Source organism: Roseateles sp. DB2, from assembly GCF_051857535.1.
Lineage (GTDB): Bacteria > Pseudomonadota > Gammaproteobacteria > Burkholderiales > Burkholderiaceae_C > Roseateles_B.
Genome location: NZ_JBPZGY010000012.1, coordinates 14,039 through 39,754, shown reverse-complemented (window position 1 = coordinate 39,754; position 25,716 = coordinate 14,039). Strand labels below are relative to the sequence as shown.

The 25,716-nt window shown below is 68.9% G+C and carries 24 protein-coding genes; 8 read left to right on the top strand and 16 right to left on the bottom strand.

Annotation, left to right across the window (positions count from 1 at the left end; all coding sequences use genetic code 11):
• Positions 1 to 114 precede the first annotated feature (114 nt).
• From ACS5PK_RS16895 to rocF, 4 genes are all read left to right on the top strand, one after another.
• On the top strand, positions 115 to 1,551 hold the full coding sequence (locus tag ACS5PK_RS16895) for a S41 family peptidase (RefSeq protein ID WP_439441426.1): 1,437 nt from the start codon (positions 115 to 117) through the stop codon (positions 1,549 to 1,551).
• 94 nt (positions 1,552 to 1,645) lie between these two features.
• Positions 1,646 to 2,395 (top strand): HesA/MoeB/ThiF family protein, encoded by a 750-nt coding sequence (locus ACS5PK_RS16890; protein ID WP_439441425.1) that lies wholly within the window; start codon positions 1,646 to 1,648, stop codon positions 2,393 to 2,395.
• Between the two features lie 105 nt (positions 2,396 to 2,500).
• A complete protein-coding gene (locus tag ACS5PK_RS16885) occupies positions 2,501 to 3,388 on the top strand; it encodes a TIGR00730 family Rossman fold protein (protein ID WP_439441424.1) in 888 nt (295 codons plus the stop codon).
• Positions 3,389 to 3,407: 19 nt separating this feature from the next.
• On the top strand, positions 3,408 to 4,337 hold the full coding sequence (gene rocF, locus ACS5PK_RS16880) for an arginase (RefSeq protein WP_439441423.1): 930 nt from the start codon (positions 3,408 to 3,410) through the stop codon (positions 4,335 to 4,337).
• Between the two features lie 53 nt (positions 4,338 to 4,390).
• On the opposite strand, the gene ACS5PK_RS16875 is transcribed toward rocF, so the two are convergent.
• Positions 4,391 to 5,209 carry a DUF429 domain-containing protein gene (locus ACS5PK_RS16875; protein ID WP_439441422.1) on the bottom strand — a complete coding sequence of 273 codons (819 nt, stop codon included), beginning with the start codon at positions 5,207 to 5,209 and terminating at the stop codon, positions 4,391 to 4,393.
• Between the two features lie 59 nt (positions 5,210 to 5,268).
• Here ACS5PK_RS16875 and ACS5PK_RS16870 point away from each other — a divergent pair, with 59 nt between their 5' ends.
• Complete coding sequence (locus ACS5PK_RS16870; protein ID WP_439441421.1) at positions 5,269 to 6,768, top strand: S10 family peptidase; 1,500 nt, start codon at positions 5,269 to 5,271, stop codon at positions 6,766 to 6,768.
• Between the two features lie 72 nt (positions 6,769 to 6,840).
• Here ACS5PK_RS16870 and ACS5PK_RS16865 read toward each other — a convergent pair whose 3' ends face one another.
• The 6 genes from ACS5PK_RS16865 to hutC form a co-directional block, all read right to left on the bottom strand.
• Positions 6,841 to 8,397 (bottom strand): methyl-accepting chemotaxis protein, encoded by a 1,557-nt coding sequence (locus ACS5PK_RS16865; RefSeq protein WP_439441420.1) that lies wholly within the window; start codon positions 8,395 to 8,397, stop codon positions 6,841 to 6,843.
• An 82-nt stretch (positions 8,398 to 8,479) separates the two neighbouring features.
• Positions 8,480 to 9,865 carry a formimidoylglutamate deiminase gene (locus ACS5PK_RS16860; RefSeq protein ID WP_439441419.1) on the bottom strand — a complete coding sequence of 462 codons (1,386 nt, stop codon included), beginning with the start codon at positions 9,863 to 9,865 and terminating at the stop codon, positions 8,480 to 8,482.
• A complete protein-coding gene (gene hutG / locus ACS5PK_RS16855) occupies positions 9,862 to 10,662 on the bottom strand; it encodes an N-formylglutamate deformylase (protein ID WP_439441418.1) in 801 nt (266 codons plus the stop codon). Before hutG ends, ACS5PK_RS16860 begins: the two co-directional genes overlap by 4 nt.
• Positions 10,663 to 10,684: 22 nt before the next feature.
• Complete coding sequence (gene hutI / locus ACS5PK_RS16850; protein ID WP_439441417.1) at positions 10,685 to 11,899, bottom strand: imidazolonepropionase; 1,215 nt, start codon at positions 11,897 to 11,899, stop codon at positions 10,685 to 10,687.
• Positions 11,896 to 12,453, bottom strand: coding sequence for a HutD/Ves family protein (locus tag ACS5PK_RS16845; RefSeq protein WP_439441416.1), 558 nt, complete (start codon positions 12,451 to 12,453; stop codon positions 11,896 to 11,898). Before ACS5PK_RS16845 ends, hutI begins: the two co-directional genes overlap by 4 nt.
• Positions 12,450 to 13,193: a histidine utilization repressor gene (gene hutC / locus ACS5PK_RS16840; RefSeq protein ID WP_439441415.1), complete on the bottom strand. Its 744-nt coding sequence runs from the start codon at positions 13,191 to 13,193 to the stop codon at positions 12,450 to 12,452. The genes ACS5PK_RS16845 and hutC overlap by 4 nt, the downstream gene beginning before the upstream one ends.
• Before the next feature lie 124 nt (positions 13,194 to 13,317).
• On the opposite strand from hutC, the gene hutU reads away from it, so the two are divergent.
• The 3 genes from hutU (at position 13,318) to ACS5PK_RS16825 (ending at position 17,963) form a co-directional block, all read left to right on the top strand.
• The gene (gene hutU / locus ACS5PK_RS16835; protein WP_439441414.1) at positions 13,318 to 14,994 is read left to right on the top strand and encodes a urocanate hydratase; all 1,677 of its coding nucleotides are present in this window, start codon (positions 13,318 to 13,320) and stop codon (positions 14,992 to 14,994) included.
• 174 nt (positions 14,995 to 15,168) lie between these two features.
• Positions 15,169 to 16,725 carry a histidine ammonia-lyase gene (hutH, locus tag ACS5PK_RS16830; RefSeq protein ID WP_439441413.1) on the top strand — a complete coding sequence of 519 codons (1,557 nt, stop codon included), beginning with the start codon at positions 15,169 to 15,171 and terminating at the stop codon, positions 16,723 to 16,725.
• A 152-nt stretch (positions 16,726 to 16,877) separates the two neighbouring features.
• A complete protein-coding gene (locus ACS5PK_RS16825) occupies positions 16,878 to 17,963 on the top strand; it encodes an ABC transporter substrate-binding protein (RefSeq protein ID WP_439441412.1) in 1,086 nt (361 codons plus the stop codon).
• A 21-nt stretch (positions 17,964 to 17,984) separates the two neighbouring features.
• Here ACS5PK_RS16825 and clsB read toward each other — a convergent pair whose 3' ends face one another.
• From clsB to ACS5PK_RS16780, 9 genes are all read right to left on the bottom strand, one after another.
• Positions 17,985 to 19,259: a cardiolipin synthase ClsB gene (clsB, locus tag ACS5PK_RS16820; protein WP_439441411.1), complete on the bottom strand. Its 1,275-nt coding sequence runs from the start codon at positions 19,257 to 19,259 to the stop codon at positions 17,985 to 17,987.
• A 3-nt stretch (positions 19,260 to 19,262) separates the two neighbouring features.
• Positions 19,263 to 20,087 carry an endonuclease/exonuclease/phosphatase family protein gene (locus ACS5PK_RS16815; RefSeq protein ID WP_439441410.1) on the bottom strand — a complete coding sequence of 275 codons (825 nt, stop codon included), beginning with the start codon at positions 20,085 to 20,087 and terminating at the stop codon, positions 19,263 to 19,265.
• Positions 20,087 to 20,629 carry a dihydroneopterin triphosphate diphosphatase gene (gene nudB, locus ACS5PK_RS16810; protein ID WP_439441409.1) on the bottom strand — a complete coding sequence of 181 codons (543 nt, stop codon included), beginning with the start codon at positions 20,627 to 20,629 and terminating at the stop codon, positions 20,087 to 20,089. The genes ACS5PK_RS16815 and nudB overlap by 1 nt, the downstream gene beginning before the upstream one ends.
• Before the next feature lie 58 nt (positions 20,630 to 20,687).
• Positions 20,688 to 21,068: a tautomerase family protein gene (locus tag ACS5PK_RS16805; RefSeq protein WP_439441408.1), complete on the bottom strand. Its 381-nt coding sequence runs from the start codon at positions 21,066 to 21,068 to the stop codon at positions 20,688 to 20,690.
• Positions 21,069 to 21,178: 110 nt separating this feature from the next.
• Positions 21,179 to 21,973 (bottom strand): CsgG/HfaB family protein, encoded by a 795-nt coding sequence (locus tag ACS5PK_RS16800; RefSeq protein ID WP_439441407.1) that lies wholly within the window; start codon positions 21,971 to 21,973, stop codon positions 21,179 to 21,181.
• Between the two features lie 161 nt (positions 21,974 to 22,134).
• Positions 22,135 to 22,605 (bottom strand): GNAT family N-acetyltransferase, encoded by a 471-nt coding sequence (locus ACS5PK_RS16795; RefSeq protein WP_439441406.1) that lies wholly within the window; start codon positions 22,603 to 22,605, stop codon positions 22,135 to 22,137.
• A 108-nt stretch (positions 22,606 to 22,713) separates the two neighbouring features.
• Positions 22,714 to 24,510: an aspartate--tRNA ligase gene (gene aspS / locus ACS5PK_RS16790; protein ID WP_439441405.1), complete on the bottom strand. Its 1,797-nt coding sequence runs from the start codon at positions 24,508 to 24,510 to the stop codon at positions 22,714 to 22,716.
• 121 nt (positions 24,511 to 24,631) lie between these two features.
• Complete coding sequence (locus ACS5PK_RS16785) at positions 24,632 to 25,276, bottom strand: DUF502 domain-containing protein (protein ID WP_439441404.1); 645 nt, start codon at positions 25,274 to 25,276, stop codon at positions 24,632 to 24,634.
• 35 nt (positions 25,277 to 25,311) lie between these two features.
• Positions 25,312 to 25,635 carry an FmdB family zinc ribbon protein gene (locus ACS5PK_RS16780; RefSeq protein WP_439441403.1) on the bottom strand — a complete coding sequence of 108 codons (324 nt, stop codon included), beginning with the start codon at positions 25,633 to 25,635 and terminating at the stop codon, positions 25,312 to 25,314.
• Positions 25,636 to 25,716: the final 81 nt, after the last annotated feature.

Here is a 25,716-nt window from a genome sequence, read left to right as displayed (position 1 = left end):
CGTGCAGTCGCACAGGGGGCGGGACCTATACTTGAAGCGTCCCCTCACTTGGGATGCTGCCCCCGACAAGGGTGGCGCAATGACTGGATCTCACCGATAGGAAACACTCGCATCATGAGTGCCAAACTGAAAGTCGCCGGATGGGTGGCCCTGGGGGCCGTGGCAGGTGCTTTGACCACCATGCAGTTGCAGGCGAACGCAAGGAGCAGCCTCTCGCCGCTGCCCCTGGAGGAGATGCAGCAACTGGCCGCCGTGTTCGGCATGGTCAAGTCCGATTACGTCGAGCCCGTCGACGAGAAGAAACTGATCAACGACGCCATCGCCGGCATGGTCTCCGGTCTGGACCCGCATTCGCAGTTCTTCGACAAGAAGAGCTTCAAGGAATTCCGTGAAGGCACCAGCGGCCGCTTTGTGGGCGTGGGCATCGAGATCGGCATGGAAGACGGCCTGGTCAAGATCGTCTCGCCCATCGAAGGCTCGCCCGCCTTCCGCGCTGGCCTCAAGAGCGGCGACCTGATCACCCGCATCGACGACACCGCCGTCAAGGGCCTGACCCTGGACCAGGCCGTCAAGCGCATGCGCGGCGAGCCGGCCACCAAGGTGCAGCTGACCATCTTCCGCAAGCTGGAGAACCGGTCCTTCCCCGTGACCATCGTGCGTGAGGAAATCAAGGTGGTCAGCGTGCGCGGCAAGGTCATCGAGCCCGGCTATGCCTGGCTGCGCCTGAGCCAGTTCCAGGACCGCACGGTGGACGACTTCGTCAAGAAGCTCGAGGAAATCTACAAGCAGGACCCCAAGCTCAAGGGCTTGGTGCTGGACCTGCGCAATGACCCGGGCGGCCTGCTGGAAGGCGCCGTGGCGGTATCCGCGGCCTTCCTGCCCAAGGACGTGGAGGTGGTCTCGACCAACGGGCAGATCGCCGAGTCCAAGGCCAGCTTCAAGGCCAACCCCGAGTACTACCAGCGCCGCGGCGGCTCGGATCCGCTGAAGAAGCTGCCTGAGGCGCTCAAGAGCATCCCGATGGTGGTGCTGGTCAATGAAGGCTCGGCCTCGGCCAGCGAGATCGTGGCCGGTGCGCTGCAGGACCACAAGCGCGCCGTCATCATGGGCGCCCAGACCTTCGGCAAGGGCTCGGTGCAGACCGTGCGCCAGCTGAGCCCCGAGACAGCCCTGAAGATCACCACTGCGCGCTACTACACCCCCAGCGGCCGCTCCATCCAGGCCAAGGGCATCGTGCCTGACGTCATGCTGGACGAAACCGCTGAAGGCAATGTCTTCGCCGCCCTGCGCATGCGCGAGGCCGACCTGGAAAAGCACCTCCAGAACGGCCCCGAGGACAAGGACGACGCCCGCGCCAAGGCCCGCGAGGAAGCCCGCGCCAAGCTGGAAGCCGAGTACGCCAAGAACAAGGACGCCATCAAGCCCCTGCCCGAGTTCGGCTCGCCTGAGGACTTCCCGCTGCAGCAGGCCCTCAACCAGCTCAAGGGCAAGCCGGTGATCGCCTCCAAGACGGCCACCGAGCGCAAGGCCGAGGCCAAGACCGGCGAATAAGCCGCGCCGGCCCACGCCACAAGACCCGCCTGGCCTGCTGCCGGCGGGTCTTTTTCTTTGCGGCACGCCCTTGGTGCAGCGCTATGCTTGCCGCATGAATGACGAACAGCTGCTGCGCTACTCGCGGCACATCCTGCTCGACGAAATCGGCGTCGAGGGGCAGGCACGGATCCTGGCCGGCCATGCGCTGGTGATCGGTGCCGGCGGCCTGGGCTCCCCGGTCGCCCTGTACCTGGCCACGGCCGGCGTGGGTACCCTGACCCTGGTGGACCATGACACCGTGGACCTCACCAATCTGCAGCGCCAGATCGTGCACCGCCAGGACCGCATCGGGCAGCCCAAGGTCGAATCCGCCGCCTTGACGCTCAAGGCCATCAATCCTGATCTGAACGTCCTGGCACTCCAGGAGAAGGTGGACGCTGCCCGGCTTGACGCCCTGGTGCAATCCGCTGACGTGGTGCTGGATTGCTCGGACAACTTCGCCACCCGCCACGCCGTCAACGCGGCCTGCGTGCGGCATCGCAAGCCCCTGGTCTCAGGCGCGGCGGTGGGCTTTGATGGGCAGATCAGCGTCTATGACAGCCGAACCGGGCATACGCCCTGCTACGCCTGCGTCTTCCCGCCCGACGCACAGTTCGAGGAGGTGCGCTGCGCCCTCATGGGCGTCTTCGCTCCCCTGGTGGGCATCATCGGCAGCCAGCAGGCCGCAGAAGCCCTGAAGCTGCTGGCCGGCATCCCCGGCACGCTGGCCGGCCGCCTGCAGATGCTGGACGCACGCCAGATGCGCTGGAGCGAGATTCTCTTGCAGCGCGACCCCGAATGCCGGTGCTGCAGCAACATATAACCGCTTGTCTACACAATAAATTCAACCATAGGCGCCAATTGAGGAAATAACATTTCTCATCGACTGCAATACAGTTCAGCCCGCGCCGCCCCACCGGGACACCGCATGAGCAAGCACAAGAACAAACTGACCGCCCGCAATTTCCCCTCGGCCAAGGACGAAGCCCGCCAGGCCCAGGCGCGCCCGACCCCGGACTACGACGGCCCCAACAGCGCCTACCGCCTGGCCTTCACCGACGACGACTTCATGCTGCGCGAGGAGCTTCGCCCCGTGCGCATGCAGCTGGAGCTGCTCAAGCCGGAGCTGGTGCAGCAGGAGCAGGGCATCAAGGCCACCATCGTGATGTTCGGCAGCGCCCGCATCCCGGACCAGTCCAGCGCCGAGATCCGCGTGGCCGAGGCCCAGGCCCTGGGCGACGAGGCCACTCTCAAGCGTGCCCAGATGCAGCTGCAGATGAGTCGCTACTACGAGGAGGCGCGCCGCTTCGCCGGCATCGTCACCCGCGAGAGCATTGAGCGCGGCAACCCCATCTACGTGGTGACCGGTGGCGGCCCCGGCATCATGGAGGCCGGCAACCGCGGCGCCCATGAGGTAGGCGGCAAGAGCATAGGCCTGAACATCGTGCTGCCGCATGAGCAGCACCCCAACCCCTACATCACGCCGGAGTTGTGCTTTCGCTTCCACTACTTCGCGCTGCGCAAGATGCACTTCCTGATGCGCTCAGTGGCGCTGGTGTGCTTCCCTGGCGGCTTCGGCACCCTGGACGAGCTCTTCGAGGCCCTCACCCTGATCCAGACCGGCAAGTGCCGCCGCCGGCCCATCCTGATGTTCGGGCGCGTTTTCTGGTCCCGCCTGATCAACTTCGAGCTGCTGATCGAGACCGGCATGATCAGCCCGGGCGACGAGCAGCTCTTCCACTTCGTCGATTCCGCCGAGGAGGCCTGGGCCTTGCTCGAGTCGGAGTACGACCTGACCCAGACCCACCACGACTGAACTCCCTGAAGAGGATGCCATGACCACACTGCGCAACGTCTCCCTCATTGGCGCACCGACCGACATCGGCGCCGGCGCCCGCGGCGCCAGCATGGGCCCCGAGGCCCTGCGCGTGGCCAATATCGGCCCCACCCTGGAAGGCCATGGCGTCAACGTGATGGACCGCGGCAACCTCAGCGGCCCCTACAACCCCTGGCTGCCGCCGGTCGACGGCTACCGCCACCTGCCCGAAGTGGTCGCATGGAACCGCGCCGTGCATGAGGCCGTCTATGCCGAGCTGAAGCTGGGCCGCATGCCTATCCTGCTGGGCGGCGACCACTGCCTGGGCCTGGGTTCCATCAGCGCCGTTGCCCGTCACTGCAAGGAGCAGGGCAAGAAGCTGCGCGTGCTGTGGCTGGATGCCCATGCCGACTTCAACACCAGCGAGCTGACCCCCAGCGGCAACATCCACGGCATGCCCGTGGCCTGCCTGGCCGGCTTCGGGCCCAAGGAGCTGATCGAGATCGGCGGTTTCAGCAAGGAGCACCCGGCCATCAGCCCAAAGTGGGTGCGCCAGATCGGCATCCGCAGCGTGGACGCCGGCGAGAAGCGCTTCGTGCACGAGCAGGAGCTCGAGGTCTTCGACATGCGCTACATCGACGAAATGGGCATGCGCCACACCATGGAGCTGGCCCTTGCCACCCTGGATGCCAACACCCATCTGCACGTCAGCTTCGATGTGGACTTCCTGGACCCCTCCATCGCGCCCGGCGTGGGCACCACCGTGCCCGGCGGCCCCACCTACCGCGAAGCCCAGCTGTGCATGGAGATGATTGCCGACACCGGCCGCCTCGGCTCCCTGGACGTGATGGAACTCAACCCCGCCCTGGACGAGAAGAACCGCACCGCCACGCTGGCTGTGGACCTGATCGAGTCGCTGTTCGGCAAGTCGACGCTGATGCGCAAGTGATGCGCCCCTGAAGACCGCGCGTGGCGCCGCAGCCTCAGGCGCGTGCCGGAAGATCAGGCACTGACGATCCACCCCTCCACCGGATCGACCTGCGCCGGCAGCCCGTAGCCGGGCTGCGTGCTGGCCCAGGCCGCCTGCAGGAGGCACAGCACGGCATCCAGGCTGTCACCCGTGGCATCGTCGACCAGGGCATCGCGCTGCGGATGGCTGAGCTTCAGGCGCAGGCCCAGGCGGCTGCGGCCCTGCTCCAGCGCCTCGGCCAGGTCCTTGCGGGCGATGAGGCGCTCCGGCGTCTGCCTGGCCACGTCGTCGCTCTTGTAGGAGCGGCGCTGGATCAGCTCGCGGGCCAGCAGGCCCGGGTAGGCCTCCAGGGCCACGCGCTCCGGCCGGCCGTCGCACAGACCGGGCAAGGTGGCCCCAGCCGCGCGCAGCAGGGGCACGCCGGCATGCATCATCCAGGCCACAGGCGGGTTCACCCACTTCATGCTGGGAGAGGCCCCGGCCGGCCCGTCGCAGGCGCGATGCGCGAACTTGCCGCCTGCCGGCCGCGGGGCCATGAAGGCCTGGAACTGCAGCCGCAGCTGGGGTCGCGTCTGGGCGCAGAAATGGTCCATCAGAGCCGGCCATTGCAGAGGCCAGCCCAGGGCTTCGACCAGCTCGCGCGGCAGGCCGAAGGGCAGGTCGAAGCCCCCCAGCCAGGCCGGCAGCTCGCACAGGCGCTCCCGCAGGCCGTCCAGCGTCGAGAAGCGCTCCAGGCCCGCCAGGCGCACGACGGCGCCGCGCCGCTCGCCCAGGGCCAGCACCACCGGCTTGCGCTGACTGGGGCTGGAGGAGAAGTCAAGCCCCAGCAAAGGCGGGCTTTCAATTGGCATGGGGCTGGGCATGCTCGCGACTTTATCGACATTGCGTAGACAGCGCAGAGGGAGCGCGCATGGCCAGTACCACCCCCACGCCTGCAGAGACCCGCATACAGCCTGCACCGCCGGAGAGCCCGGAAGTGCTGGTCCAGACCCGGCACGAGATGACGCTGGCCGGGCGCCGCCTGACCTACCAGGCCAGCGTCGGTTCGCTGACCCTGCGCGAGCAGGGCCGCAGCGACGAGCAGGACAAGGCCCAGGACGACAAGGCCCAGGCCCAGCTCTTCTACATCGCCTACACCCTGGACGGCGGTGCGGCCGGGCAGCGCCCGCTGACCTTCTGCTTCAACGGCGGCCCCGGCTCCAGCAGCGTCTGGCTGCACCTGGGCCTGCTGGGGCCGCGCCGCGTCAGCTGCGATGACATGGGCCACTCCGGCCGCCCGCCCTACGGCCTGTGCGACAACGAGGCCAGCCTGCTGCTGGAATCGGACCTGGTCTTCATCGACCCGGTGGGCACCGGCTTCTCGCGCATGAGCCCCGGCGAGAAGAGCAGCGAATTCCACGACTATCAGCGCGACCAGGACGCCGTGGCCGAGTTCATCCGGCTCTACCTCAGCCGCCACGGCCGCTGGGGCAGCCCCAAGTTCCTGATCGGCGAAAGCTACGGCACCACGCGCGCGGCCGGCCTGGCCCGCCTGCTGCAGGAGCGCCATGACATCGACCTCAACGGCCTGATGCTCATCTCCACCGCCCTGGACTACCAGACCCTGTCCTTCGACCACGGCAACGAGCTGCCCTACGCCCTCTTCCTGCCGGGCTACACGGCGGCGGCCTGGTATCACAAGGCTCTGGTGCCGGCCCTGCAGCGCCTGCCCCTGCGCGATGTGCTGGCCGAAGCCGAGCGATTCGCCCTGGGCGACTACTGGACCGCGCTGATGCAGGGCAGCCGCCTGGCCGCGGCAGAGCGCGAGCGCGTGGCCAACGAGCTGGCACGCCTCACCGGACTGAGCCTGGCCTTCGTCCAGCGCTGCCAGCTGCGCATCGAGGACGGGCGCTTCTTCAAGGAACTGCTGCGCGAGCGGGGCCTCACCGTGGGCCGCATCGACGCCCGCTTCACCGGCCAGGACCGTGACGATGCCGGCGAGCACACCGAGGACGACCCCGGCATGAACAACCTGGCCGGCGCCTACGCCGTGGGCATCAACCGCCTGCTGCACGAGCAGCTGGGCTATCAGAGCGACGCGCCCTACCTCGTCCATGCCCCCCTGTACAAGAACTGGGGCTGGAAGGGATTTGAGAACCGCTACGTGGCCGCCGGCGAGTCCCTGCGCCGGGCACTGCAAGCCAATCCCGCCATGCAGGTCTATGTGGCCAGCGGCTACTACGACCTGGCCACGCCACATGCAGCAGGAGACTACAGCCTGTCCCACCTGGGCCTGCGCGAAGGCCTGCAGGCCAATGTGCGGGTCAGCTATTTCGAGGCCGGGCACATGATGTACATCGAGCGTACCGGCCGCGAACGCATGGCCGGCGAGCTGCGCGACTTCGTACGGCAGGCCACAGGCAAGGACTGACCCCCGCCAGGGTACCACCACGCCGAGCAGCGTCGCCGGGCGCGGGCATCACGGCCAGCGCCTGCCGCCACCTCAGGCCAGCTTGAAGACCGCCACCGTCTGCGCCAGCTCGTCGGCCTGATGCTGCAGGCTCTGAGCCGCGGCAGCCGACTGCTCCACCAGGGCAGCGTTCTGCTGGGTCATCTGGTCCAGCTGCGAGATGGCCGTGCCGATCTGGTTGATGCCCGTGCTCTGCTCGGAGGTGGCGTGGCTGATCTCGCCAACGATGTGGCTGACGCGCCCGATCGCCGCGGTGATCTCCTGCATGGTCTGCCCGGCATGGGCCACCAGGGCAGCGCCGGATTCCACGCTCTCGGTACTGCTGGTGATCAGGGCCTTGATCTCCTTGGCAGCCTCGGCGCTGCGCTGCGCCAGATTGCGCACCTCGGCGGCCACTACGGCGAAGCCGCGGCCCTGCTCGCCGGCACGCGCCGCCTCCACGGCCGCGTTCAGGGCCAGGATATTGGTCTGGAAGGCGATGCCGTCGATCACGGAGATGATGTCGCTGATCTTGCGCGAGGAGGCGCTGATGCGGTCCATGGTGGCCACCACCTCGCCCACCACAGTGCCGCCGCGCTCGGCCACGGCCGAGGCCTCGCGGGCCAGCTCGTCGGCCTGGCGGGCGGAGTCGGCGTTGTGCCGCACGCTGGCCGTCAGCTCTTCCATCGCCGAGGCCGTCTCTTCCAGATTGGACGCCGCCTGCTCGGTGCGATGGCTGAGGTCATGGCTGCCCGCGGCCACTTCCTTGGAGGCGGTGGCAATGCTGTCCGTGGCATTGCGCACGCCCGAAACCACGTCGCGGATGGCGTCCTGCATGCCCTGCACGCCATGCATCATCTGGGCCGTCTCGTCGCTGCCATGCACACGGATGGTCTGGCTCAGGTCCTGGCGGGCAATGCGTTCAGTGGTGTCCACCGCCACGCTCAGGGGCTCAAGGATGGAGCGGATGTTGAACAGGGTGTAGGTGCCGATCACCAGAATGCTCACCAGCATCACGCCGATGAGGGCCATGCGGATCTGCTGCTCCTCGCTGTCCAGCCGCGCCACTTCCACCTCGCCATGCTGGTCCACCAGCTTGGTCATCTCGGCCAGTTGCTTGTCCAGGGCGCGCACGGGCGCCTTGATGGGCTCGGTCGCCCGGTTGGCCGTGGCGGTATCGGGGAACTCGCCCTTCTGGATGCGCTCGATGATGCCCTGGAAGCCCGCGCGGTAGTCGGCCAGGGACTGGCGCATCTCCGCGGGCATCTTCTTCACGGCGGGGGCAATGTCCAGACGCTCGATGGCATCCAGGCCCTTGTTGACCCTGCCGAAGGTCTCTTCCCATTCGCCGCGGTACTTGGTGACGGCCTTGTCGTCGACGAGATTGATCAGCAGGTCCTTCTCGTAGCGCCGCAGATTGCCGATGCCGGCGCGCACGCCGGCCAGCTGGGTCAGGGTCTCGACGTCATTGCCGACGTAGTGCTTGAACTGGGCCTTGGCACGGGACAGGCTCCACAGCCCGTTCCCGCCTATCACCAGCATGGCCATCACGGCCAGGACCGCGAGCACATAGAGCCGGGTGCGGATCGTGTAGTTCCGGAGCGCGAGCATGGAATCCCCTTTGCTGGCCATGGGCATGCTGAGGGTAGCTTTCAGGCTCGCGACTTACAAGCGTCCTGACCTGATTCAGGGGTCATGTCTTGCGCCAAAGTGCCTCCATCGCAACGGCAAAGCGGCCGCTGATCTCCGCCTGGCGCTCGTGGCGCCCCTGCTGCAGGCGCTGCTGGCCTGCCACGTGGACGGACTGCAGCACCTCCCCCTGGCTGGCGAAGACCAGGCCGTCCAGCACGGAGGCCGAAGGCAGGCCCAGCAGGCCCGAGGCCGCCGGATCCAGCACCAGGAAGTCGGCCCGCGCCCCCGGCTCCAGGCCCCATTGCCGGAAACCCGCCGGGGCAGCGCTGCCCTGGCGCACCGCCTCGAACAGGCGCGCGGCGGTCGAGGGCTGCACGCCGGGGCGCGCCGCCACATTGCGCTGCTGCAGGCCCAGTCGCTGGCCGTACTCCAGCCAGCGCAGCTCCTCCACCCAGCCACGGCCCACATGGCTGTCCGAGCCCAGGCTCAGCGGCACGCCGGCCTCCAGCCAGCCGCGCAGGTCGCAGAGCCCGTCGCCCAGGTTGGCCTCGGTCGTGGGGCAGATCACGGCGCTGGCGCCGCTGGCGGCGACGGCGGCGATCTCCTCGGGCGTGCTGTGCGTGGCATGCACCAGATGCCAGCGCGCATCGGGCCGGAAGTCCTCGCAGAGATAGGCCATGGGCCGGCGCCCGGTGGCAGCCAGGCAGTCACGCACTTCGGCCTGCTGCTCGCTGATGTGGATATGGATGGGCAGGTCGGCCTCCCCCACCAGGGCCTGCAGGGCGCGGAGGTCCTCTGCATGGGCCGCGCGCAGCGAGTGCAGGGCCACGCCAGCATTGAGCAAGGGCCGGCCGGCGGCATTGAGGCGCTGGCTCGCCTGCCACACCCAGGCCGCATCGGTGCGGAAGCGGCGCTGGTCCTCACGCAGCGCGGGCTGGGCGAAGCCGGCATGGGCGTAGAGCACCGGCAGCATCGTCAGGCCCAGGCCGGCATCCTCAGCCGCATCGGCCAGGGCCCAGCTCATGGCCAGCTCGTCGGGGTAGGCGCGGCCGTCCTCCTGGTGCTGCAGGTAGTGGAACTCGCAGACCTGGGTGTAGCCGCCGCGCAGCAGCTCCAGGTAGAGCTGGGCCGCGATGGCCTGCAGCTGCGCAGGCGTGGTGCGCAGGGCCACGCCGTACATGCGGTCGCGCCAGGACCAGAAGTCGTCGCTGTCGCTGTCGCGCTGCTCGGCCAGGCCGGCGAAGGCGCGCTGGAAGGCGTGGCTGTGGGCGTCGACCAGGCTGGGCAGCACGGGGCCCTGCAGGCGCCGGGCATCGGGCGGGCAGGCCTGGCCGGCCTCGATGGCGGCCCAGTGGCCGCGGGTGTCGACGCTCAGCAGCACATCGGCCTGCCAGCGGCCGTCGACCCAGGCCTGGGGCGCGAAATAGCGGTGGCTGACCGTGCTCATGTGGCGGGCTTCCATTGCAGATACGTGGACAGCAGCTCACGCAGCAGCGGCTGCACGCGGGCGGCCAGGGCCGGTTCGTAGGCGTAGGGCGGGGTTTCGCTCATGTAGCAGCACTGGCACATCTCCAGCTGCACTGCATGCCAGCCATTGGCCGGCTGGCCGTAGTGGCGGGTGATGAAGCCGCCCTTGAAGCGGCCGTTGACCACCTGGGTGTAGTCCTGCTGCGCTGCCTGCACGGCACCCAGGCTTTGCGTGATCGCAGGATCACAGCTCTTGCCTTCGGCCGTGCCCAGGTTGAGGTCGGGCAGCTTGCCCTCGAAGAGCCAGGGCAGCTCGGAGCGGATGCTGTGGGCATCGAACAGCAGGGCGTGACCGTAGAGACTCTTGACCCGGTTCATCTCGGCCGTCAGGGCGCGGTGATAGGGCAGCCAGTAGCGCTGGCGGCGTCGGTCCTTCTCAGCTTCGTCAGGGGCCTGGCCTTCGAGGTAGAGCGGCTCGCCGGTGAAGAAGCGCGTGGGGCACAGCTCGGTGTTGGAGGCCCCGGGGTACATGGGCGTGTCCTCGGGCGGGCGGTTCAGGTCTATCAGGTAGCGCGAGTAGCGCGGCACGATGAGGCTGGCGCCCAGCTCCTCGGCGATGGCGCCATAGAGCTGCTCCAGGTGCCAGTCGGTGTCCTCGCTGGCCAGGGCGCGCGGCACGTAGCGCGATTGCTGGTCCTCCGGGATCTCATGACCCACATGGGGCATGGAGATGATCAGGGGCGTGCGGCCTTGCCGCAGTCGGAAGGGTGCAGTCATGAAGGGCTCGTCGGGCAAAGGGTCAGGCGCGCAGCACGCCGCCGCGCACCACCTGGCGCAGCGGGTTGCGGCCGAAGTAGTAGGACAGTTCGTTGGGATGGTCGATGTCCCACAGGCAGAAGTCCGCCCGCTGTCCGGCCTGCAGCTGGCCGCGGTCCCGCAGGCCCAGGGCCCGCGCCGCGTGCACGGTGACGCCGCGCAGCGCCTCCTCGGGCGTGAGGCGGAACTGCGTGCAGGCCATGTTGAGCATCAGCAGCAGGGACAGGGTCGGCGAGGTGCCGGGGTTGTGGTCGGTGGACACGGCCATGGGCACACCGGCCTCGCGCAGGGCGGCGATGGGCGGCAGCTTGGTTTCGCGCAGGAAGTAGTAGGCGCCGGGCAGCAGCACGGCCACGGTGCCGCTGGCCTTCATGGCGGCGATGCCGGCCTCGGACAAATGCTCCAGGTGATCGCAGGACAGCGCGCCGAACTCGCAGGCCAGTTGGGTGCCGCCCTGGTCCGAGAGCTGCTCGGCGTGCAGCTTCACCGGCAGGCCGAGCAGGCGGGCCGTATCGAACACACGGCGGGTCTGGGCCGGCGTGAAGCCGATGCCCTCGCAGAAGGCGTCCACCGCATCGACCAGGCCTTCGCGTTTGAGCTTGGGCATCCACTGGCAGACGGCCTCGATGTAGTCGTCCGCCCGGCCCTGGAACTCGACCGGCAGAGCGTGGGCCCCGAGGTAGGTGGTGCGCACGTCCAGGCCCAGCTCGGCCAGGCGGCGCGCCACGCGCAGCATCTTGGCCTCGGAGGCCTGCGAGAGGCCGTAGCCGGACTTGACCTCCAGCGTGGTCACGCCTTCCGCCATCAAGGCCAGCGCGCGGTGCGCGGCCTGGGCGTAGAGCTGGTGCTCGCTGGCCTCGCGGGTGGCCGTCACCGAGGAGCGGATGCCGCCGCCAGCCCGCGCGATCTCCTCGTAGCTCGCGCCCTTGAGCCGCAGCTCGAACTCATGCGCCCGCTGGCCGCCGTAGACCAGGTGGGTGTGGCAGTCGATGAGGCCGGGCGTGACCACGGCGCCGGCCATGTCGTGGACCTGGTCCGCCGTGCCGGCGAGGTCATCCGGCAGATCGGCACGGGCACCGACCCACAGCAGGCGGCCGTCCTGGGACAGCATCGCGCCGTCCTCGATCCAGCCCCAGTCGCCGCCGTCCTCGGCCATCGTCGCCAGGCGGCCCTGGGTCCACAGTGTGGTCGTGCTCATGCCTCGTCGCTCCATTGCATCCACCAGGCCTGGCCGGCGCCGGGCCCTTCACTCTTGAACACGCAGCGCTGCGCCACCGGGGACTCGCACCAGGCCAGGCTCATGGGCCGCAGCGGCATCGCGCGGCCGCCGTGCTCCAGCACGCCGCCCAGGCCGGTGAACAGGCCCACCCAGCGTCCGCTGGGGTCCAGAGGCTCGCTGGCCGGCGTCACCTGCATGCGCCCGCTGCCGCGGCGGTGCATGAGGTTGAAGTCGCGGGTGAGGCCGCCCAGCAGCGTGCAGTCCGGCCCCAGGGCGCCGTCGAAATGCAGCAGCTCGTCGCCCGGGCGCAGCTCGTAGTCGTACAGGCAGACGCCCGCGCCGCGCAGCACGGCGAACCAGCGGTCCACGCCCTCGAACTTCGAGAAGGGGCCGTCGGCCTCGATGTCCGCCACGCTGAGGCGCAGGGTCCAGCCGGTGGCATGCGGCCAAGCCAGCAGTTCGCGGGTCCAGCCGCCGTTGTTCTTCCAGCGCTGCGGGCTGACGTCGTCGGCGCAGAGGATGCTCCAGCTCATGTCTCGAACCTTCCTTGAAGCAGGTAGCGCGAGCCCGGATGGGTCAGGCGCACATGGGTGACGGGCTGGCCGCGGCTGAAGGTGAGTCGCTTGACCACCAGGCAGGGATCGCGGCGGCTGATGCCCAGCAGTTTGGCCTCCTGCTCCGCGGGCAGCAAGGACTCGATGGTGTAGCGCGCCTCGGACAGCGGCGCCGCTTCCAGCAGGTAGTTCGTGGGCGTGGTCCGGGAGAAGTCGACGTCGAGGTAGCCGGGCGCGGAATCCGGATTCACCAGGCGGTCCTCCACCTGGATGGGCACGCCGTTCTCCAGATGGACGATGAGGCTGTGGAACAGCGCCGCGCCCGTCTTCAGGCCGAAGAGCGCGGCCTGGGCCTCGTCCGCCTTGATCCGCGAGAGGCTCACCACGCGGGCCTCGTGGCGGTGGCCGCGCTCGGCGATCTCGTCATGCACGTCCCGCACGGTGAGCGTGGAGGAGATGCGGTGGATCTGCGCCACGAAGCTGCCCACGCCCTGCACGCGCTCGACCAGGCCCTCCTGGTGCAGCTCGCGCAGCGCGCGGTTGACCGTCATGCGTGAGAGGCCGAACTGGGCGGAGAGCTCGGCCTCCGAGGGCAGCAGATCGCCCGGAACCCAGCGGCCGCTGGCGATGCCCTCGCGCAGGTGGTTCTTGACCTTGAGGTACTGCGGCCCGGGAGCGCTGGAGGCGGACGCCGCAGTGGAAACAGGGGGACTGGCCATGGCCCGGATGGTAGTTGACTTTACTTGTATAGACAACTAGAGTCCGCCTCATTCCAGTCCCCGGTCCATGCCGGACCGGCCCGGTTCCCCGAGATTGCTCGAGATTCCACGAAGGAGACACCCCATGTCCGCACAAGCCCGTGTCGTGCGTGCCCCCACCGGCACCACCCTGCATTGCAAGAGCTGGCTCACCGAGGCCGCCTACCGCATGATCCAGAACAACCTGGACCCCGTCGTGGCCGAGAACCCGGCGGAGCTGGTGGTCTACGGCGGCATCGGCAAGGCCGCGCGCAACTGGGAATGCTTCGACGCCATCCTGGCCACGCTGAAGGACCTCAACGAGGACGAGACCCTGCTGGTGCAGTCCGGCAAGCCCGTGGGCGTGTTCAAGACTCACGCCGACGCCCCGCGCGTGCTGATCGCCAACTCCAACCTCGTGCCTCACTGGGCCACCTGGGAGCACTTCAACGAGCTGGATCGCAAGGGCCTGATGATGTACGGCCAGATGACGGCCGGCAGCTGGATCTACATCGGCACGCAAGGCATCGTGCAGGGCACCTACGAGACCTTCGCCGAAGCCGGCCGCCAGCACTACGGCGGCTCGCTGGAAGGCCGCTGGGTGCTGACCGCCGGCCTGGGCGGCATGGGCGGCGCGCAGCCCCTGGCCGCGACCTTCGCTGGCGCGGTGTCGCTGAACATCGAGTGCCAGCAGTCGCGCATCGACTTCCGCCTCAAGACCCGCTATGTGGACGAGCAGGCCCGTGACCTGGACGACGCCCTGGCCCGCATCGCCAAGTACACGGCCGAGAAGAAGGCCATCTCCATCGCCCTGCTGGGCAATGCCGCCGAGATCCTGCCCGAGTTGGTCAAGCGCGTGAAGGCCGGCACGGCCGTCAAGCCCGACCTGGTCACGGACCAGACCTCGGCCCACGACCTCATCAACGGCTACCTGCCCGCCGGCTGGACCGTCGAGCAATGGAAGGCCGCCGCCGCCGACCCGGCCCAGCACGCCGACCTCAAGGCCGCCGCCGCCCGCGGCTGCGCCGTGCATGTGCAGGCCATGCTGGACTTCCAGGCCATGGGCGTGCCCACCGTGGACTACGGCAACAACATCCGCCAGGTGGCCCTGGACCAGGGCGTGAAGAACGCCTTCGACTTCCCCGGCTTCGTGCCGGCCTATGTGCGCCCGCAGTTCTGCGAGGGCCGCGGCCCCTTCCGCTGGGTGGCGCTTTCCGGTGATCCGGAAGACATCGCCAAGACCGATGCCAAGATCAAGGAACTCTTCCCTGAGGAGACCCGCGTGCACCGCTGGCTGGACATGGCCGCCGAACGCATCGCCTTCCAGGGCCTGCCCGCCCGCATCTGCTGGCTGGGCCTGGGCCAGCGCCACATCGCCGGCCTGGCCTTCAACGAGATGGTGCGCAAGGGCGAGCTCAAGGCGCCCATCGTGATCGGCCGGGACCACCTGGACAGCGGCTCCGTCGCCAGCCCCAACCGCGAGACGGAATCCATGATGGACGGCTCGGACGCCGTGTCCGACTGGCCCCTGCTCAACGCCCTGCTCAACACCGCTGGCGGCGCAACCTGGGTCTCGCTGCACCACGGCGGCGGCGTGGGCATGGGCTTCTCCCAGCACAGCGGCGTGGTCATCGTCTGCGACGGCTCGGAAGCCGCCGACAAGCGCCTGGCCCGCGTGCTCTACAACGACCCGGGCACCGGCGTGATGCGCCATGCGGACGCAGGCTATGAGATCGCCAAGACGGCCGCCCGCGAACGCGGCCTGAAGATGCCCATGTTGTAAGCCCACCCCCTACGCGCTTCGCGGTCTAGCCGACCGCGTCAGGCCAGAGGCCTGACTCCTTGGCAGGCACAAATGGCATGCCATTTGTGCCTGCCTTAGCCCCCTTCGAGGAGGCGAGCCCGCTGGCCCGGCGAAGCCGGATCCTCGGGCTCTGCTCGGACCACAGCCCAATCCATGAATGCCATGACCACTCTCGAATTGACCCCCGGCCAGCTGACGCTGGACCAGCTGCGCCAGATCCGCCACGGCGGCGTGCGCATCGCCCTGCACGCCTCGGCCCGCGAGACCATCCGCCGCTCCGCCGCCATCGTGCAGGCCCATGCCGCGGGTGACGCGGCCGTGTACGGTGTGAACACCGGCTTCGGCAAGCTGGCCTCCACCCGCATCAGCAAGGACGACCTTGCCACGCTGCAGTTCAACCTGATCCGCTCGCACTGCGTGGGCGTCGGCGCGCCGCTGGCGCCCAGCGTCGTGCGCCTGATGCTGGCCACCAAGGCCGCCTCCCTGGCCCGCGGCTTCTCGGGCGTGCGCGAGGAGGTCGTGCAGAGCCTGCTCGACGTCTTCAACGCCGGCCTGGTGCCCTATGTGCCCAGCCAGGGCTCGGTGGGCGCCTCGGGCGACCTGGCCCCGCTGTCCCACATGACCCTGGCCCTGCTGGGCGAGGGCGAGATGCTGGTCGAGGGCCAGCGCCGCCCGGCCCGCGAGGCCCTGGCCGCCGCCGGCCTGCAGCCGCTGGTGCTGCAGGCCAAGGAAGGCCTGGCCCTGATCAACGGCACCCAGACCTCCACCGCCCTGGCACTGGAAGGACTGCTGCGCTTCGAGACCGTCTATGCCGCCGCCATCGTGTCAGGCAGCCTGAGCCTGGACGCCGCCCGCGGCAGCGACGGTCCCTTCGACCCGCGCATCCATGAGGTACGCGGCCAGCCCGGCCAGATCGAGGCCGCCCAGGCCTACCGCCAGCTGCTGGCCGGCAGCGCCATCCGCGCCTCCCACAAGGAAGGTGACGAGCGCGTGCAGGACCCGTATTGCCTGCGCTGCCAGCCCCAGGTCATGGGCGCCTGCCTGGACCAGTCCCGCTACGTGCGTGACGTGCTGCTGCGCGAGGCCAATGCCGTGACCGACAACCCGCTGGTGTTCGCCCAGGAGGACGGCAGCAGCTACATGGTGTCCGGCGGCAACTTCCACGCCGAGCCCGTGGCCCTGGCCGCCGATGCCCTGGCCTGCGCCATTGCCGAGGTGGGCGCCATCGCCGAGCGCCGCATCGCCATGCTGATCGATGCCGGCGTGTCGCGCCTGCCGCCCTTCCTGACGGCCAACGCTGGCCTGAACTCGGGCTTCATGATCGCCCACGTGACCGCCGCCGCCCTGGCCAGCGAGAACAAGAGCCTGGCCCACCCCGCCAGCGTGGACTCCCTGCCCACCAGCGCCAACCAGGAGGACCACGTCTCCATGGCCACCTTCGGCGCCCGCCGTCTGGGCCAGATGCTGGACAACACCGCCCATATCATCGGCATCGAGCTGCTGGCCGCGGCCCAGGGCATCGAGTTCCTGCGCCCGCTGAAGAGCTCGGACGCCCTGGAGAAGGCCCACGCCCTGGTCCGCCGCGACTGCCGCGCCATGCCCACCGACCACTACCTGGCGCCGGACATCGAGCGCGCCTTCGCCCTGGTCGAGGGCGGCGAACTGGCGGCATTGAGCGCCGAGGTCGGCGAGTTGCGCGTCCTGCCCTGACCCGCCACGCCCCCTGCCCCGCCCCCCTCGCCTGAGGGGGGCGGGGCTTTTTTTCGTGAAGTGCGGCGCGGGTCGGCGGGTCGCTTTTGTTGCTTGATGAAACTCAAACCTTCTGCCGACGGACAATTCAGGCCCGCCCGGATCTCGTCCCCATGCGTGCCCTGTTTGTCCTGTTCGTCTGCAGCGTGATGACGCTGGCTGCCCAAGCCCAGCGCGTGGCCTTCATCAATCCCGGCAAGCATGACGAGACCTACTGGGTGACGGCCGGCGAGGCCATGCAGCAGGCGGCCCGCAGCCTGGGCCAGCCCTTCGAGCAGCAGTTCGCCGAGCGCGAGCCCGAACGAGTCATGCAGATCGCCCGGGAGCTCGCCGCACGCCCGGCCGCCCAGCGGCCCGACTACGTGGTGCTGGTCAACGAGAAGGGCGTGCTGGTCGAGGCCTCGCGCATCCTGGCCGGCGCCGGCATCAAGAGTTTCGCCGCCTTCAGCGGCCTGCTGCCCCAGGAACGCCAGAGCTGGGCGCCTCGCGAGGGCCTGCCCCTGCTGATCGGCAGCCTGGAACCCCGGGCCGAGGACGCAGGCTACCTCACCGCGCGGGCCCTGATCCAGCAGGGCCGGCGGATGAAGCTGCAGGCGGCCGACGGCAAGCTGCACCTGCTGGCCATCTCGGGCGACCGCTCCACACCGGTGTCCATCGCGCGCACCGAGGGCATGCGCCGGGCGGTGGCCGAGCAGCCGGACGTGGTGCTGGACCGCGTCACCTTCGCGGACTGGCGCAAGGACCTGGCCGCCGAGCTGGCCACCGAGATGCTGGCGGCCCATCCGGAAGCGCACCTGCTGTGGGCCGGCTCCGACCAGATGGCCTTCGGCGCCATGCAGGTGGCCCGCAGCCGCCAGATCGAGCCGGGCCGGCAGATGCTGTTCTCGGCCGTCAACACCTCGCCCGAGGCCATGCAGGCCCGCATCAGCGGCGAGCTGAGCGCCCTGGCGGGCGGCCACTTCCTGTGCGGCGCCTGGGCCCTGGTGATGATCCACGACCACCATCGCGGCCGGGACTTCAAAGACCTGGGCCTGATGCAGCAGCAGGGCATGTTCACCCTGTTCAGCGAGCAGGACGCCCGGCGGTTCCTCGCGCGCCACGGCAAGGGTCTGAACGGGCTGGACTTCCGCCGCTACAGCCGCGTACTCAATCCGTCCCTGGCCCGCTATGCCTTCGACGCCCGGGTGCTGCTGCGCTGAGGGCTGGGCCCTCCGGCAGATTCAATAGCGGCCGGTCGCCCCCGCCACGCGCAGGTAGACATAGGCCGCCCAGGCCACCAGGCCGCGGCGCAGCACGGCGCGCAGGCCGGTGCCGACGGCGCGCTCATCGGCAATGCACACCGAGCCGGCCAGGGCGGTCTCGAAGGCCGCCGCCACCTCGCCGGCCACGGACTCGTCCTCCACGACCACGTTGGACTCGAGGTTGAGCAGCAGGGACAGCGGGTCGATGTTGGAGCTGCCCACGGTGGCCCAGCGGCCGTCCACCACCGCCACCTTCGCGTGCAGGAAGGCCTGGGTGTATTCGTAGATGCCGATGCCGCGGTTGAGCAGCTCGGCATACAGCGCATGGGCGGCCATGGCGGCGATACGGTAGTCCACCTTGCCCTGCAGCAGCAGGCGCACCCGCACGCCGCGCCGGGCCGCGCCCAGCAGTGCGCGGCGGAAGGCCCGGCCCGGATAGAAATAGGGCGTGACCAGATCCACGCTGTGCTGCGCCCCGCGGATGGCCTCGATATAGGCCCGCTCGATGGTGCGGCGCTGGCGCAGGTTGTCCCGCAGCACGAAGGCCGCGCAGACAGGGGGCAGCGCATGGCCTGTGTCCGCCTCGTCGCGGCCCGGCATGCGCAGCCGGCGGAACAGGCGGCGCATGCGCTGCAGCGGCTCGGGGCTGCGCACCAGGGCCAGCAGCTCCTCGCCGAAATCGCGGCCCAGCCAGGCGCGGGTCCAGACCGCACGTGCCGCCTGCTGCACCGGCTCGACCACGGGGCCGCGCAGGCCCAGGGCGAAGTCCAGGCGCGGGGCGTCGAGCTCGCCGTGGTTCAGGTCCACCCGGTCACCGATGATGTTGATGCCGCCCACGAAGGCCTGCTCGCCGTCCACCACGCAGAGCTTCTGGTGCAGGCGCCGCAGCTGCCCCGGCTGCAGCCAGCGCCACCAGCGGTCCATGGGCCGGAAGACGGCCAGGGCCACGCCGCTGCCGGCCAGTTGCTGCGTCAGCCAGTCCAGGCTGGCCTTGGAGCCGAAACCGTCCACGACCACCCGCACGCGCACGCCGCGCGCCGCCGCAGCCCGCAGCGCGGCTACCAGGGAAGCGCCGGCAGCGTCGTGATAGAAGATGTAGGTCGCCAGCCAGACCTCATGCCGTGCCTGCGCGATGGCCGTTTCCTGTGCAGGAAAGAGCTCATCGCCACCGCGCAGCAGGCGCACCTCGTTGCCGCCGCTGAACTGTGGCCGGGGCACGGCATGCCAGCTGAGCTGGTGCCCAAGGTCCGCCATGGCTCAGGCCAGCTCCAGCTCCGCCAGCAGGGGCAGGTGGTCCGACATGCGGGCCCAGCTGCTGCCGCGCGGCACCTTGAGCCGGTGGCAGCTCAGGCCCCGGGTGTAGATGCGGTCCAGTGCGAACACCGGCACCCGCGAGGGAAAGGTGGCTGGGCGCGCGCGGCCCGTCGGGTCCTCGGCGCGGAGCAGGCCGCAGTCGCGCATGGCCGGGTCCAGGCGCTCGCCCCAGTCGTTGAAGTCGCCCGCCACGATGAGCCGCGCGCCGGCCGGCACATGGGCGTCGATGAACTCGGCCAGCCGCTGCACCTGGCGCACGCGGCTGCTGTGCATCAGGCCCAGGTGGGCCACCACCGCATGCAGCTCCTGCCCCTGCCAGCGCACGGGCACGTGCAGCAGGCCGCGCTGCTCGAAGCGGTGATCGGAGACGTCGTGGTGGCCGATGTCCCCCAGCGGGAAGCGGGACAGCAGCGCATTGCCGTGCTCGCCGTGCTTGGTCACGGCATTGGTGCGGTAGGCGACCTGGTAGCCGTCCGGCGCCAGGAAGTCAGCCTGTCCTTCCTCGGGCCAGCCGAAGAAGCTGTGGTCGAACTGGCGCGCCTCGCGGTGGTGGAAGTGCCGCACCTCCTGCAGGAAAACCAGGTCGGCCTCCAGGGCCTCGATGCCCAGGCCCAGGTTGTGGATCTCCAGGCGCTTGGTGGGCCCCAGGCCGCGCACGCCCTTGTGGATGTTGTAGGTGGCCACCTTGAGCCGGGCCGGGTGATCGGCCGTGCGGGCCGAGGGCGGCTCGGGCGCGAAGCTGGAATGGCGGAAGACACCGGTACGCATCAGCGGACCTCCCCATCAGACGCCAGCGCGGCGCCGCCACTGAAACGGGCCAGGTGCAGGATGGCCTCGGCGTTGGAGGGCGAGAAGCAAAGATCAGCCGCCTCGCGCCAGGGCAACCAGCGGTACTGCAGGTGCTCGCGCGGGGCCAGGGTCACCGGCGTGCCGGCAGGCACCGTGAGGCCGAAGACATGCTCGGTGTTCTTCGTCACCCCAGGGGCGTAGCGGTGGCGCCAGACAGGGTAGATCTCGTAGACATTGGCCAGCGCCCAGTCCTGCAGGGCTGCTCGCGGCACCGCGGGGCTGCCGACGCAGATGCCCGTCTCCTCCTGCACCTCGCGGCAGGCCGTGTCGGGCAGAGCCTCGTCCGGCCTGTCCTTGGAGCCGGTCACGCACTGCCAGAAGCCGGGGCGGTCGGCGCGTTCCAGCATCAGCACCTGCAGGTCCGGCGTGTGGATCACGACCAGCACGGACTCCGGGATCTTGTACGGGCGGTCGGCCGCCACAACAGGGGCGGCGGGATGAACAGCGGGACTGGCAGGCATGCGTGGAAGCATAGCCCAGCCCTGGCGGCGCTGTCCCACACGGGGCGTCAAGGCCGGGTCAGGTGTGCAGCAATCGGCCCCCGGCAAAGGACCAGTTCTCCCACTGCGTCTCCTTGATGACCAGCATCAGCTGCTCGGCATCCAGGCCGGCCGCCTCCCAGAGGCGGACCAGTTCGGCCAGCATCTGGCGCTTGACCTTGACACTGCGCCCCACCGACCACAGCAGCTCGACCAGCACGAAGTCCGGGCCGCGCGGGCGGGCGGTGTCGGGGTAGTGGGCGTCGAAGAGAAAGTCCTCGGGCGCGAGCTCCAGCACGCGCTGGAAGCGATCGGCCTCGGGCACGCCCACCGAGACCAGCGCGGCATGCACGGCGTCCAGGGCCTTGCGCTTGAACTCGGGCGATTTGGGCGCCTGGATGGTGATGGTGACGAGGGGCATGGCATCCTCCCCGGACCCTGCACGGGAGTCCGCTGGGCCATTGTGAGCCGCCTTCCAAGGCCGCAGCGGCACCGGGGGCAATACCCCGGTTGGGGGCAGGTCTTGCCGTGTCAGGTCTTGCCGTGCTTGGTGGCCACCGGCGGCGGCAGGTCCTTGGCGGCCAGCTCGCGTACCTGCACGACCAGCTTGTTGTGGGCATCCAGGAAGGCAGCGGCGATCACCTTGCCCTCGTTGCTGTTGGCCCAGCCGGCACCGCCGGCCCCCCCCAGCTTGCCCACCACCAGGCCGCCCATGCCCAGGTCCGTCACGCGGACGGAGCCGGTGGCGGCGGCGAGCTGCTCGGTGGTCTCGTTGTCGGTCAGCAGCAGGGCCACCTGGGCCTCCTTGAGCTTGACCTGCTCGGCTGCGGCCACGAACTTGTTGAGCACGGGGATCTGCGCCATCAGCCCGCCCACCTCGCGGCCGGCGTTCTGCTCGCTGAAGGTGAGGCTGGGCGTGAGGCTGTACTGGGCCTCGTAGCCGCGACCCTTGTGCACGGTGCTGCCTTGCTGGCGCAGGATGCCGGCGTCCTTGAGCTCCTGCTCCTTGATCGTGGCCTTGAGTCCGGCCGAGCGGTCCACCACGCGGAAGCAGCCGCTCTGCTGGGCCAGCAGGCGGATCAGGGGCACGGGCGAGCTGGGCAGGCCGTAGCTGCTGGAGACGGTGTAGCCGTTGGGGTTCTCGACCAGGGCCAGCGTCGCCACCGGGGCGTCGCACTTCACCAGTTCCTTGCTGGCCTGCTGCGCGCCGGCCGCGCCGGCCGAGCCGGTGATCTCGGAGCTGCCCTCGCCCAGCTTGGCGCCTTGCTTGCCGCAGGCGGCCAGGAGGAGCAGGAGTGCCAGTGCAGGCAGGTGTCGGATGGTCATGGTGGAACTCCCCGGGGGCAGCTTGTTATGGGTCTGGGCGGGGATTCTCGTGGAGCGGACGGGTGAAATTCTTTACCAAATGTGTGTTTGCCCCCCGGGGATGGGGGACCCGGCGACCTGCCAGTGGAGCGCGCCCCTGCACAGGGATCGTGCCAGCGGCTTCAGAGCCCCGCGCCGACGCTGCCCTCGCAAGACAGGACGGCCACCATCTCGCCGTCTTCGTCGATCTCGGTCTCAAGAAAACCGAAGGACGCATAGAAGCGCCTGGCATGCTCGTTCTGCGGCAGGTATGAGATGGAGATGCGACGGAGACCGGCGCAGGCCCGCATTTCCGTGAGCAGGAGTTCCAGTGCCTTGCGGCCATGCCCCTTGCCCTGATGGTCTGAACTGATCATGAAGCGCCAGATGCCGAACTCACCCGACTCATCGCCAGGGGCCGGCTTGGCATACATCATGAAACCGACCGGGCGTTCGTCCGCGTAGACCGCGCGGGTCACGAGATGAGGGAAGAAGCTGGCTTCCGCGATGGAGTACGCATTGCTCGCCAGATAGGCGCGCTGATACGCCAGGAGCGGCAGACAGGCCACTTCATCGAAGTTGTCCGCCGTGACAGGTCGAAGGGTGATGCTCATCGGGCTGGAGGGGCCGGGGGTTGGGAGGGTGCTCGCCAAGCGCCAAGGAAAAAGGGCAGCCGAAGCTGCCCTTACCTGCGATCGATGCCCGCGGCATCACCGCATCACTCAAGCCCCCGTCGCGGCCGCCGCATTGCGCAGACGGATGTGCAGCTCGCGCAACTGCTTCTCGTCGACGTTGCTCGGCGCGCCGGTCAGCAGGCACTGCGCACGCTGGGTCTTGGGGAAGGCGATCACGTCGCGGATGGACTCGGCCTTGGTCATCAGCGTCACCAGACGGTCCAGGCCGAAGGCCAGGCCGCCGTGCGGGGGCGCGCCGTACTGCAGGGCGTCCAGCAGGAAGCCGAACTTGATGCGCTGCTCTTCCGGCGTGATGTTGAGGGCCTCGAAGACCTTGGCCTGGACTTCAGCGCGGTGGATACGCACCGAGCCGCCGCCCAGCTCCCAGCCGTTCAGGACCATGTCGTAGGCCTTGGCCACGCACTTGCCCGGGTCGGTGGCCATGTAGTCCTCGTGACCGTCCTTGGGGGCGGTGAAGGGGTGGTGCACGGCGTTCCAGCGCTTCTCGTCCTCGTCGTGCTCGAACATGGGGAAGTCGACCACCCACAGCGGTGCCCAGCGGTCCTCGAACAGGCCCTTGGCCTTGGCGAACTCGCTGTGGCCCACCTTCAGGCGCAGGGCGCCGATGGCGTCGTTGACGATCTTGGCCTTGTCGGCGCCGAAGAAGAGGATGTCGCCGTCCTGGGCGCCGGTACGCGTCAGGATGGCCTGGATGGCGGCGTCGTGCAGGTTCTTGACGATGGGCGACTGCAGCCCCTCGCGGCCCTTGGCCACCTCGTTGACCTTGATCCAGGCCAGGCCCTTGGCGCCGTAGATCTTGACGAACTCGGTGTAGCTGTCGATGTCACCACGCGAGAGCTCGGCACCGCCGGGCACGCGCAGGGCCACCACGCGGCCGCCGGGGGTGGTGGCGGGGGTGGAGAAGACCTTGAAGTCCACGTCGCCCATGACGTCGGTCAGCTCGGTGAACTCCAGCTTGACGCGCAGGTCGGGCTTGTCCGAGCCGAAGCGGTGCATGGCCTCGGCGTACTTCATCACCGGGTAGTCGCCCAGCTCCACGTCCATGGCCTTCTTGAAGACGTGGCGGATCATGCCCTCGAACATCGCGCGGATCTCTTCCTCGGTCAGGAAGGAGGTCTCGATGTCGATCTGGGTGAATTCGGGCTGGCGGTCGGCGCGCAGGTCCTCGTCACGGAAGCACTTGGTGATCTGGTAGTAGCGGTCGTAGCCGGCCACCATCAGCAGCTGCTTGAAGAGCTGGGGCGACTGGGGCAGCGCGAAGAACATGCCGTCGTGCACGCGGCTGGGGACCAGGTAGTCGCGAGCGCCTTCCGGGGTGCTCTTGGTGAGCATGGGGGTCTCGATGTCGATGAAGCCCTGCTCGTCCAGGTACTTGCGGCACTCCATGGCCACGCGGTAGCGCAGCTTCAGGTTGTTCTGCATGTAGGGGCGGCGCAGGTCCAGCACGCGGTGCGTGAGGCGCGTGGTCTCGGAGAGGTTCTCGTCGTCCAGCTGGAAGGGAGGCGTGACGCTGGGGTTCAGCACTTCCAGCTCGTGGCACAGCACTTCCACCTTGCCGCTGACCAGACCAGCGTTCTCGGTACCAGCCGGGCGGGCGCGGACCTTGCCCACGACCTTCAGGCAGAACTCGTTACGCACGCCCTCGGCGGTCTTGAACATGTCGGGGCGGTCCGGGTCGCAGACGATCTGCACCAGGCCTTCGCGGTCGCGCAGGTCGATGAAGATCACGCCGCCGTGGTCGCGGCGACGGTGGGCCCAGCCCATCAGGGTCACGGTCTGGTCGAGCAGCTTTTCGCTGACTTGGCCGGCATAGCAGGTACGCATAAAAGTTCTCCGGAGATTCTTGGATGGCAGCCGCGGCGCTCAGTGGGCGCGCGGCCTGCAGAAGTGTTCGTGTCGGCGCTGGGGGGCCTCAGGCCCTGAGGATTGAGCACATGCCTGGTGCTCAACCCGGTTGATTTCGTCCGTTGGGCTCGGCCGCAGCGGGAGCCACGACACCCATGGAGATGATGTACTTGAGCGCCTCGTCCACGCTCATGGCCAGCGGGCGGATCTGGTCGCGCGAGACCATCAGGAAGAAGCCCGAGGTCGGGTTGGGCGTGGTCGGGACGTAAAGGCTCAGGTGTTCGCCAGGAAGATGCTGGGCCACCTCGCCGCCGGGCTGACCGGTCACGAAGGCAATGGTCCAGGACCCCTCACGCGGGTACTGCACGAGCACGGCCTCGCGGAAGGCGTTGCCGCTGCTGGAAAAGAGCGTGTCCGAAACCTGCTTGACCGAGCTGTAGATGCTCTTGACGATGGGGATGCTGGACAGCAGCTTGTCCCACTGCCGCAGCCACCACTGGCCGAACATGTTCGCCACGAACATGCCGGTCAGGAACAGGGCCAGGGCCAGGATCAGCACGCCCAGGCCCGGAATCGAGCCCAGGCCCAGGATGTTCTCCCGCAGGCTGGCCGGCATGACCAGCGCCAGGGCGCCCAGCAGCGAATGAAAGACGCCGTTGACGACCCCCAGGACCTGGTTCAGGACCCAGATGGTGATCGCCAAGGGGAGCCAGACCAGGAGGCCGGCGATGATGTACTTTCTCACTGGGTTCCCTGTGATGAGGTGCTGGAGCCGGCTGCTCAGTGGCAGGCGCAGGAGCCGCCGCAGGGCGTGCCGCCGCTGGACGAGGTGCCGTCGGTGCTGCTGGCGCTGGCGGCTTCAGCAGCCGCCGGCGCCGCGGCGGCGCCGGTGGACGTGGCGGTGGCGGAACTGCCACCACTGCCACCCTTGAAATCGGTCACATACCAGCCGGAGCCCTTGAGCTGGAAGCCGGCTGCGGTGATCTGCTTCTGGAAGGCCTCGGCGCCACAGGCCGGGCAGGTGCTCAGCGGTGCGTCAGAGAGCTTTTGCAGCACGTCTTTGGCGTGACCGCATGAATCACAGCGGTAAGCATAGATCGGCATGATGTTCTAAGCTGTTGATCAAAAAGGCGAAATTATAGGGGCCGACCGGCAACCCCCACCCCAGGAACGGGCCCGGAGCCC

Excerpts from the sequence above, each read along its gene's own strand:
- ACS5PK_RS16780 (WP_439441403.1), bottom strand. The coding sequence starts at position 25,635 with ATGCCGATCTATGCTTACCGCTGTGATTCATGCGGTCACGCCAAAGAC.
- hutC (WP_439441415.1), bottom strand. The coding sequence starts at position 13,193 with ATGGCCAGTCCCCCTGTTTCCACTGCGGCGTCCGCCTCCAGCGCTCCC.
- hutH (WP_439441413.1), top strand. The coding sequence starts at position 15,169 with ATGAATGCCATGACCACTCTCGAATTGACCCCCGGCCAGCTGACGCTG.
- hutI (WP_439441417.1), bottom strand. The coding sequence starts at position 11,899 with ATGAGCACGACCACACTGTGGACCCAGGGCCGCCTGGCGACGATGGCC.
- ACS5PK_RS16870 (WP_439441421.1), top strand. The coding sequence starts at position 5,269 with ATGGCCAGTACCACCCCCACGCCTGCAGAGACCCGCATACAGCCTGCA.
- ACS5PK_RS16805 (WP_439441408.1), bottom strand. The coding sequence starts at position 21,068 with ATGCCCCTCGTCACCATCACCATCCAGGCGCCCAAATCGCCCGAGTTC.
- ACS5PK_RS16890 (WP_439441425.1), top strand. The coding sequence starts at position 1,646 with ATGAATGACGAACAGCTGCTGCGCTACTCGCGGCACATCCTGCTCGAC.
- ACS5PK_RS16815 (WP_439441410.1), bottom strand. The coding sequence starts at position 20,087 with ATGCGTACCGGTGTCTTCCGCCATTCCAGCTTCGCGCCCGAGCCGCCC.
- ACS5PK_RS16795 (WP_439441406.1), bottom strand. The coding sequence starts at position 22,605 with ATGAGCATCACCCTTCGACCTGTCACGGCGGACAACTTCGATGAAGTG.
- ACS5PK_RS16860 (WP_439441419.1), bottom strand. The coding sequence starts at position 9,865 with ATGAGCACGGTCAGCCACCGCTATTTCGCGCCCCAGGCCTGGGTCGAC.
- ACS5PK_RS16800 (WP_439441407.1), bottom strand. The coding sequence starts at position 21,973 with ATGACCATCCGACACCTGCCTGCACTGGCACTCCTGCTCCTCCTGGCC.
- ACS5PK_RS16825 (WP_439441412.1), top strand. The coding sequence starts at position 16,878 with ATGCGTGCCCTGTTTGTCCTGTTCGTCTGCAGCGTGATGACGCTGGCT.
- nudB (WP_439441409.1), bottom strand. The coding sequence starts at position 20,629 with ATGCCTGCCAGTCCCGCTGTTCATCCCGCCGCCCCTGTTGTGGCGGCC.
- rocF (WP_439441423.1), top strand. The coding sequence starts at position 3,408 with ATGACCACACTGCGCAACGTCTCCCTCATTGGCGCACCGACCGACATC.
- ACS5PK_RS16875 (WP_439441422.1), bottom strand. The coding sequence starts at position 5,209 with ATGCCAATTGAAAGCCCGCCTTTGCTGGGGCTTGACTTCTCCTCCAGC.
- clsB (WP_439441411.1), bottom strand. The coding sequence starts at position 19,259 with ATGGCGGACCTTGGGCACCAGCTCAGCTGGCATGCCGTGCCCCGGCCA.
- ACS5PK_RS16865 (WP_439441420.1), bottom strand. The coding sequence starts at position 8,397 with ATGCTCGCGCTCCGGAACTACACGATCCGCACCCGGCTCTATGTGCTC.
- hutU (WP_439441414.1), top strand. The coding sequence starts at position 13,318 with ATGTCCGCACAAGCCCGTGTCGTGCGTGCCCCCACCGGCACCACCCTG.
- hutG (WP_439441418.1), bottom strand. The coding sequence starts at position 10,662 with ATGACTGCACCCTTCCGACTGCGGCAAGGCCGCACGCCCCTGATCATC.
- ACS5PK_RS16895 (WP_439441426.1), top strand. The coding sequence starts at position 115 with ATGAGTGCCAAACTGAAAGTCGCCGGATGGGTGGCCCTGGGGGCCGTG.
- ACS5PK_RS16885 (WP_439441424.1), top strand. The coding sequence starts at position 2,501 with ATGAGCAAGCACAAGAACAAACTGACCGCCCGCAATTTCCCCTCGGCC.
- ACS5PK_RS16845 (WP_439441416.1), bottom strand. The coding sequence starts at position 12,453 with ATGAGCTGGAGCATCCTCTGCGCCGACGACGTCAGCCCGCAGCGCTGG.
- aspS (WP_439441405.1), bottom strand. The coding sequence starts at position 24,510 with ATGCGTACCTGCTATGCCGGCCAAGTCAGCGAAAAGCTGCTCGACCAG.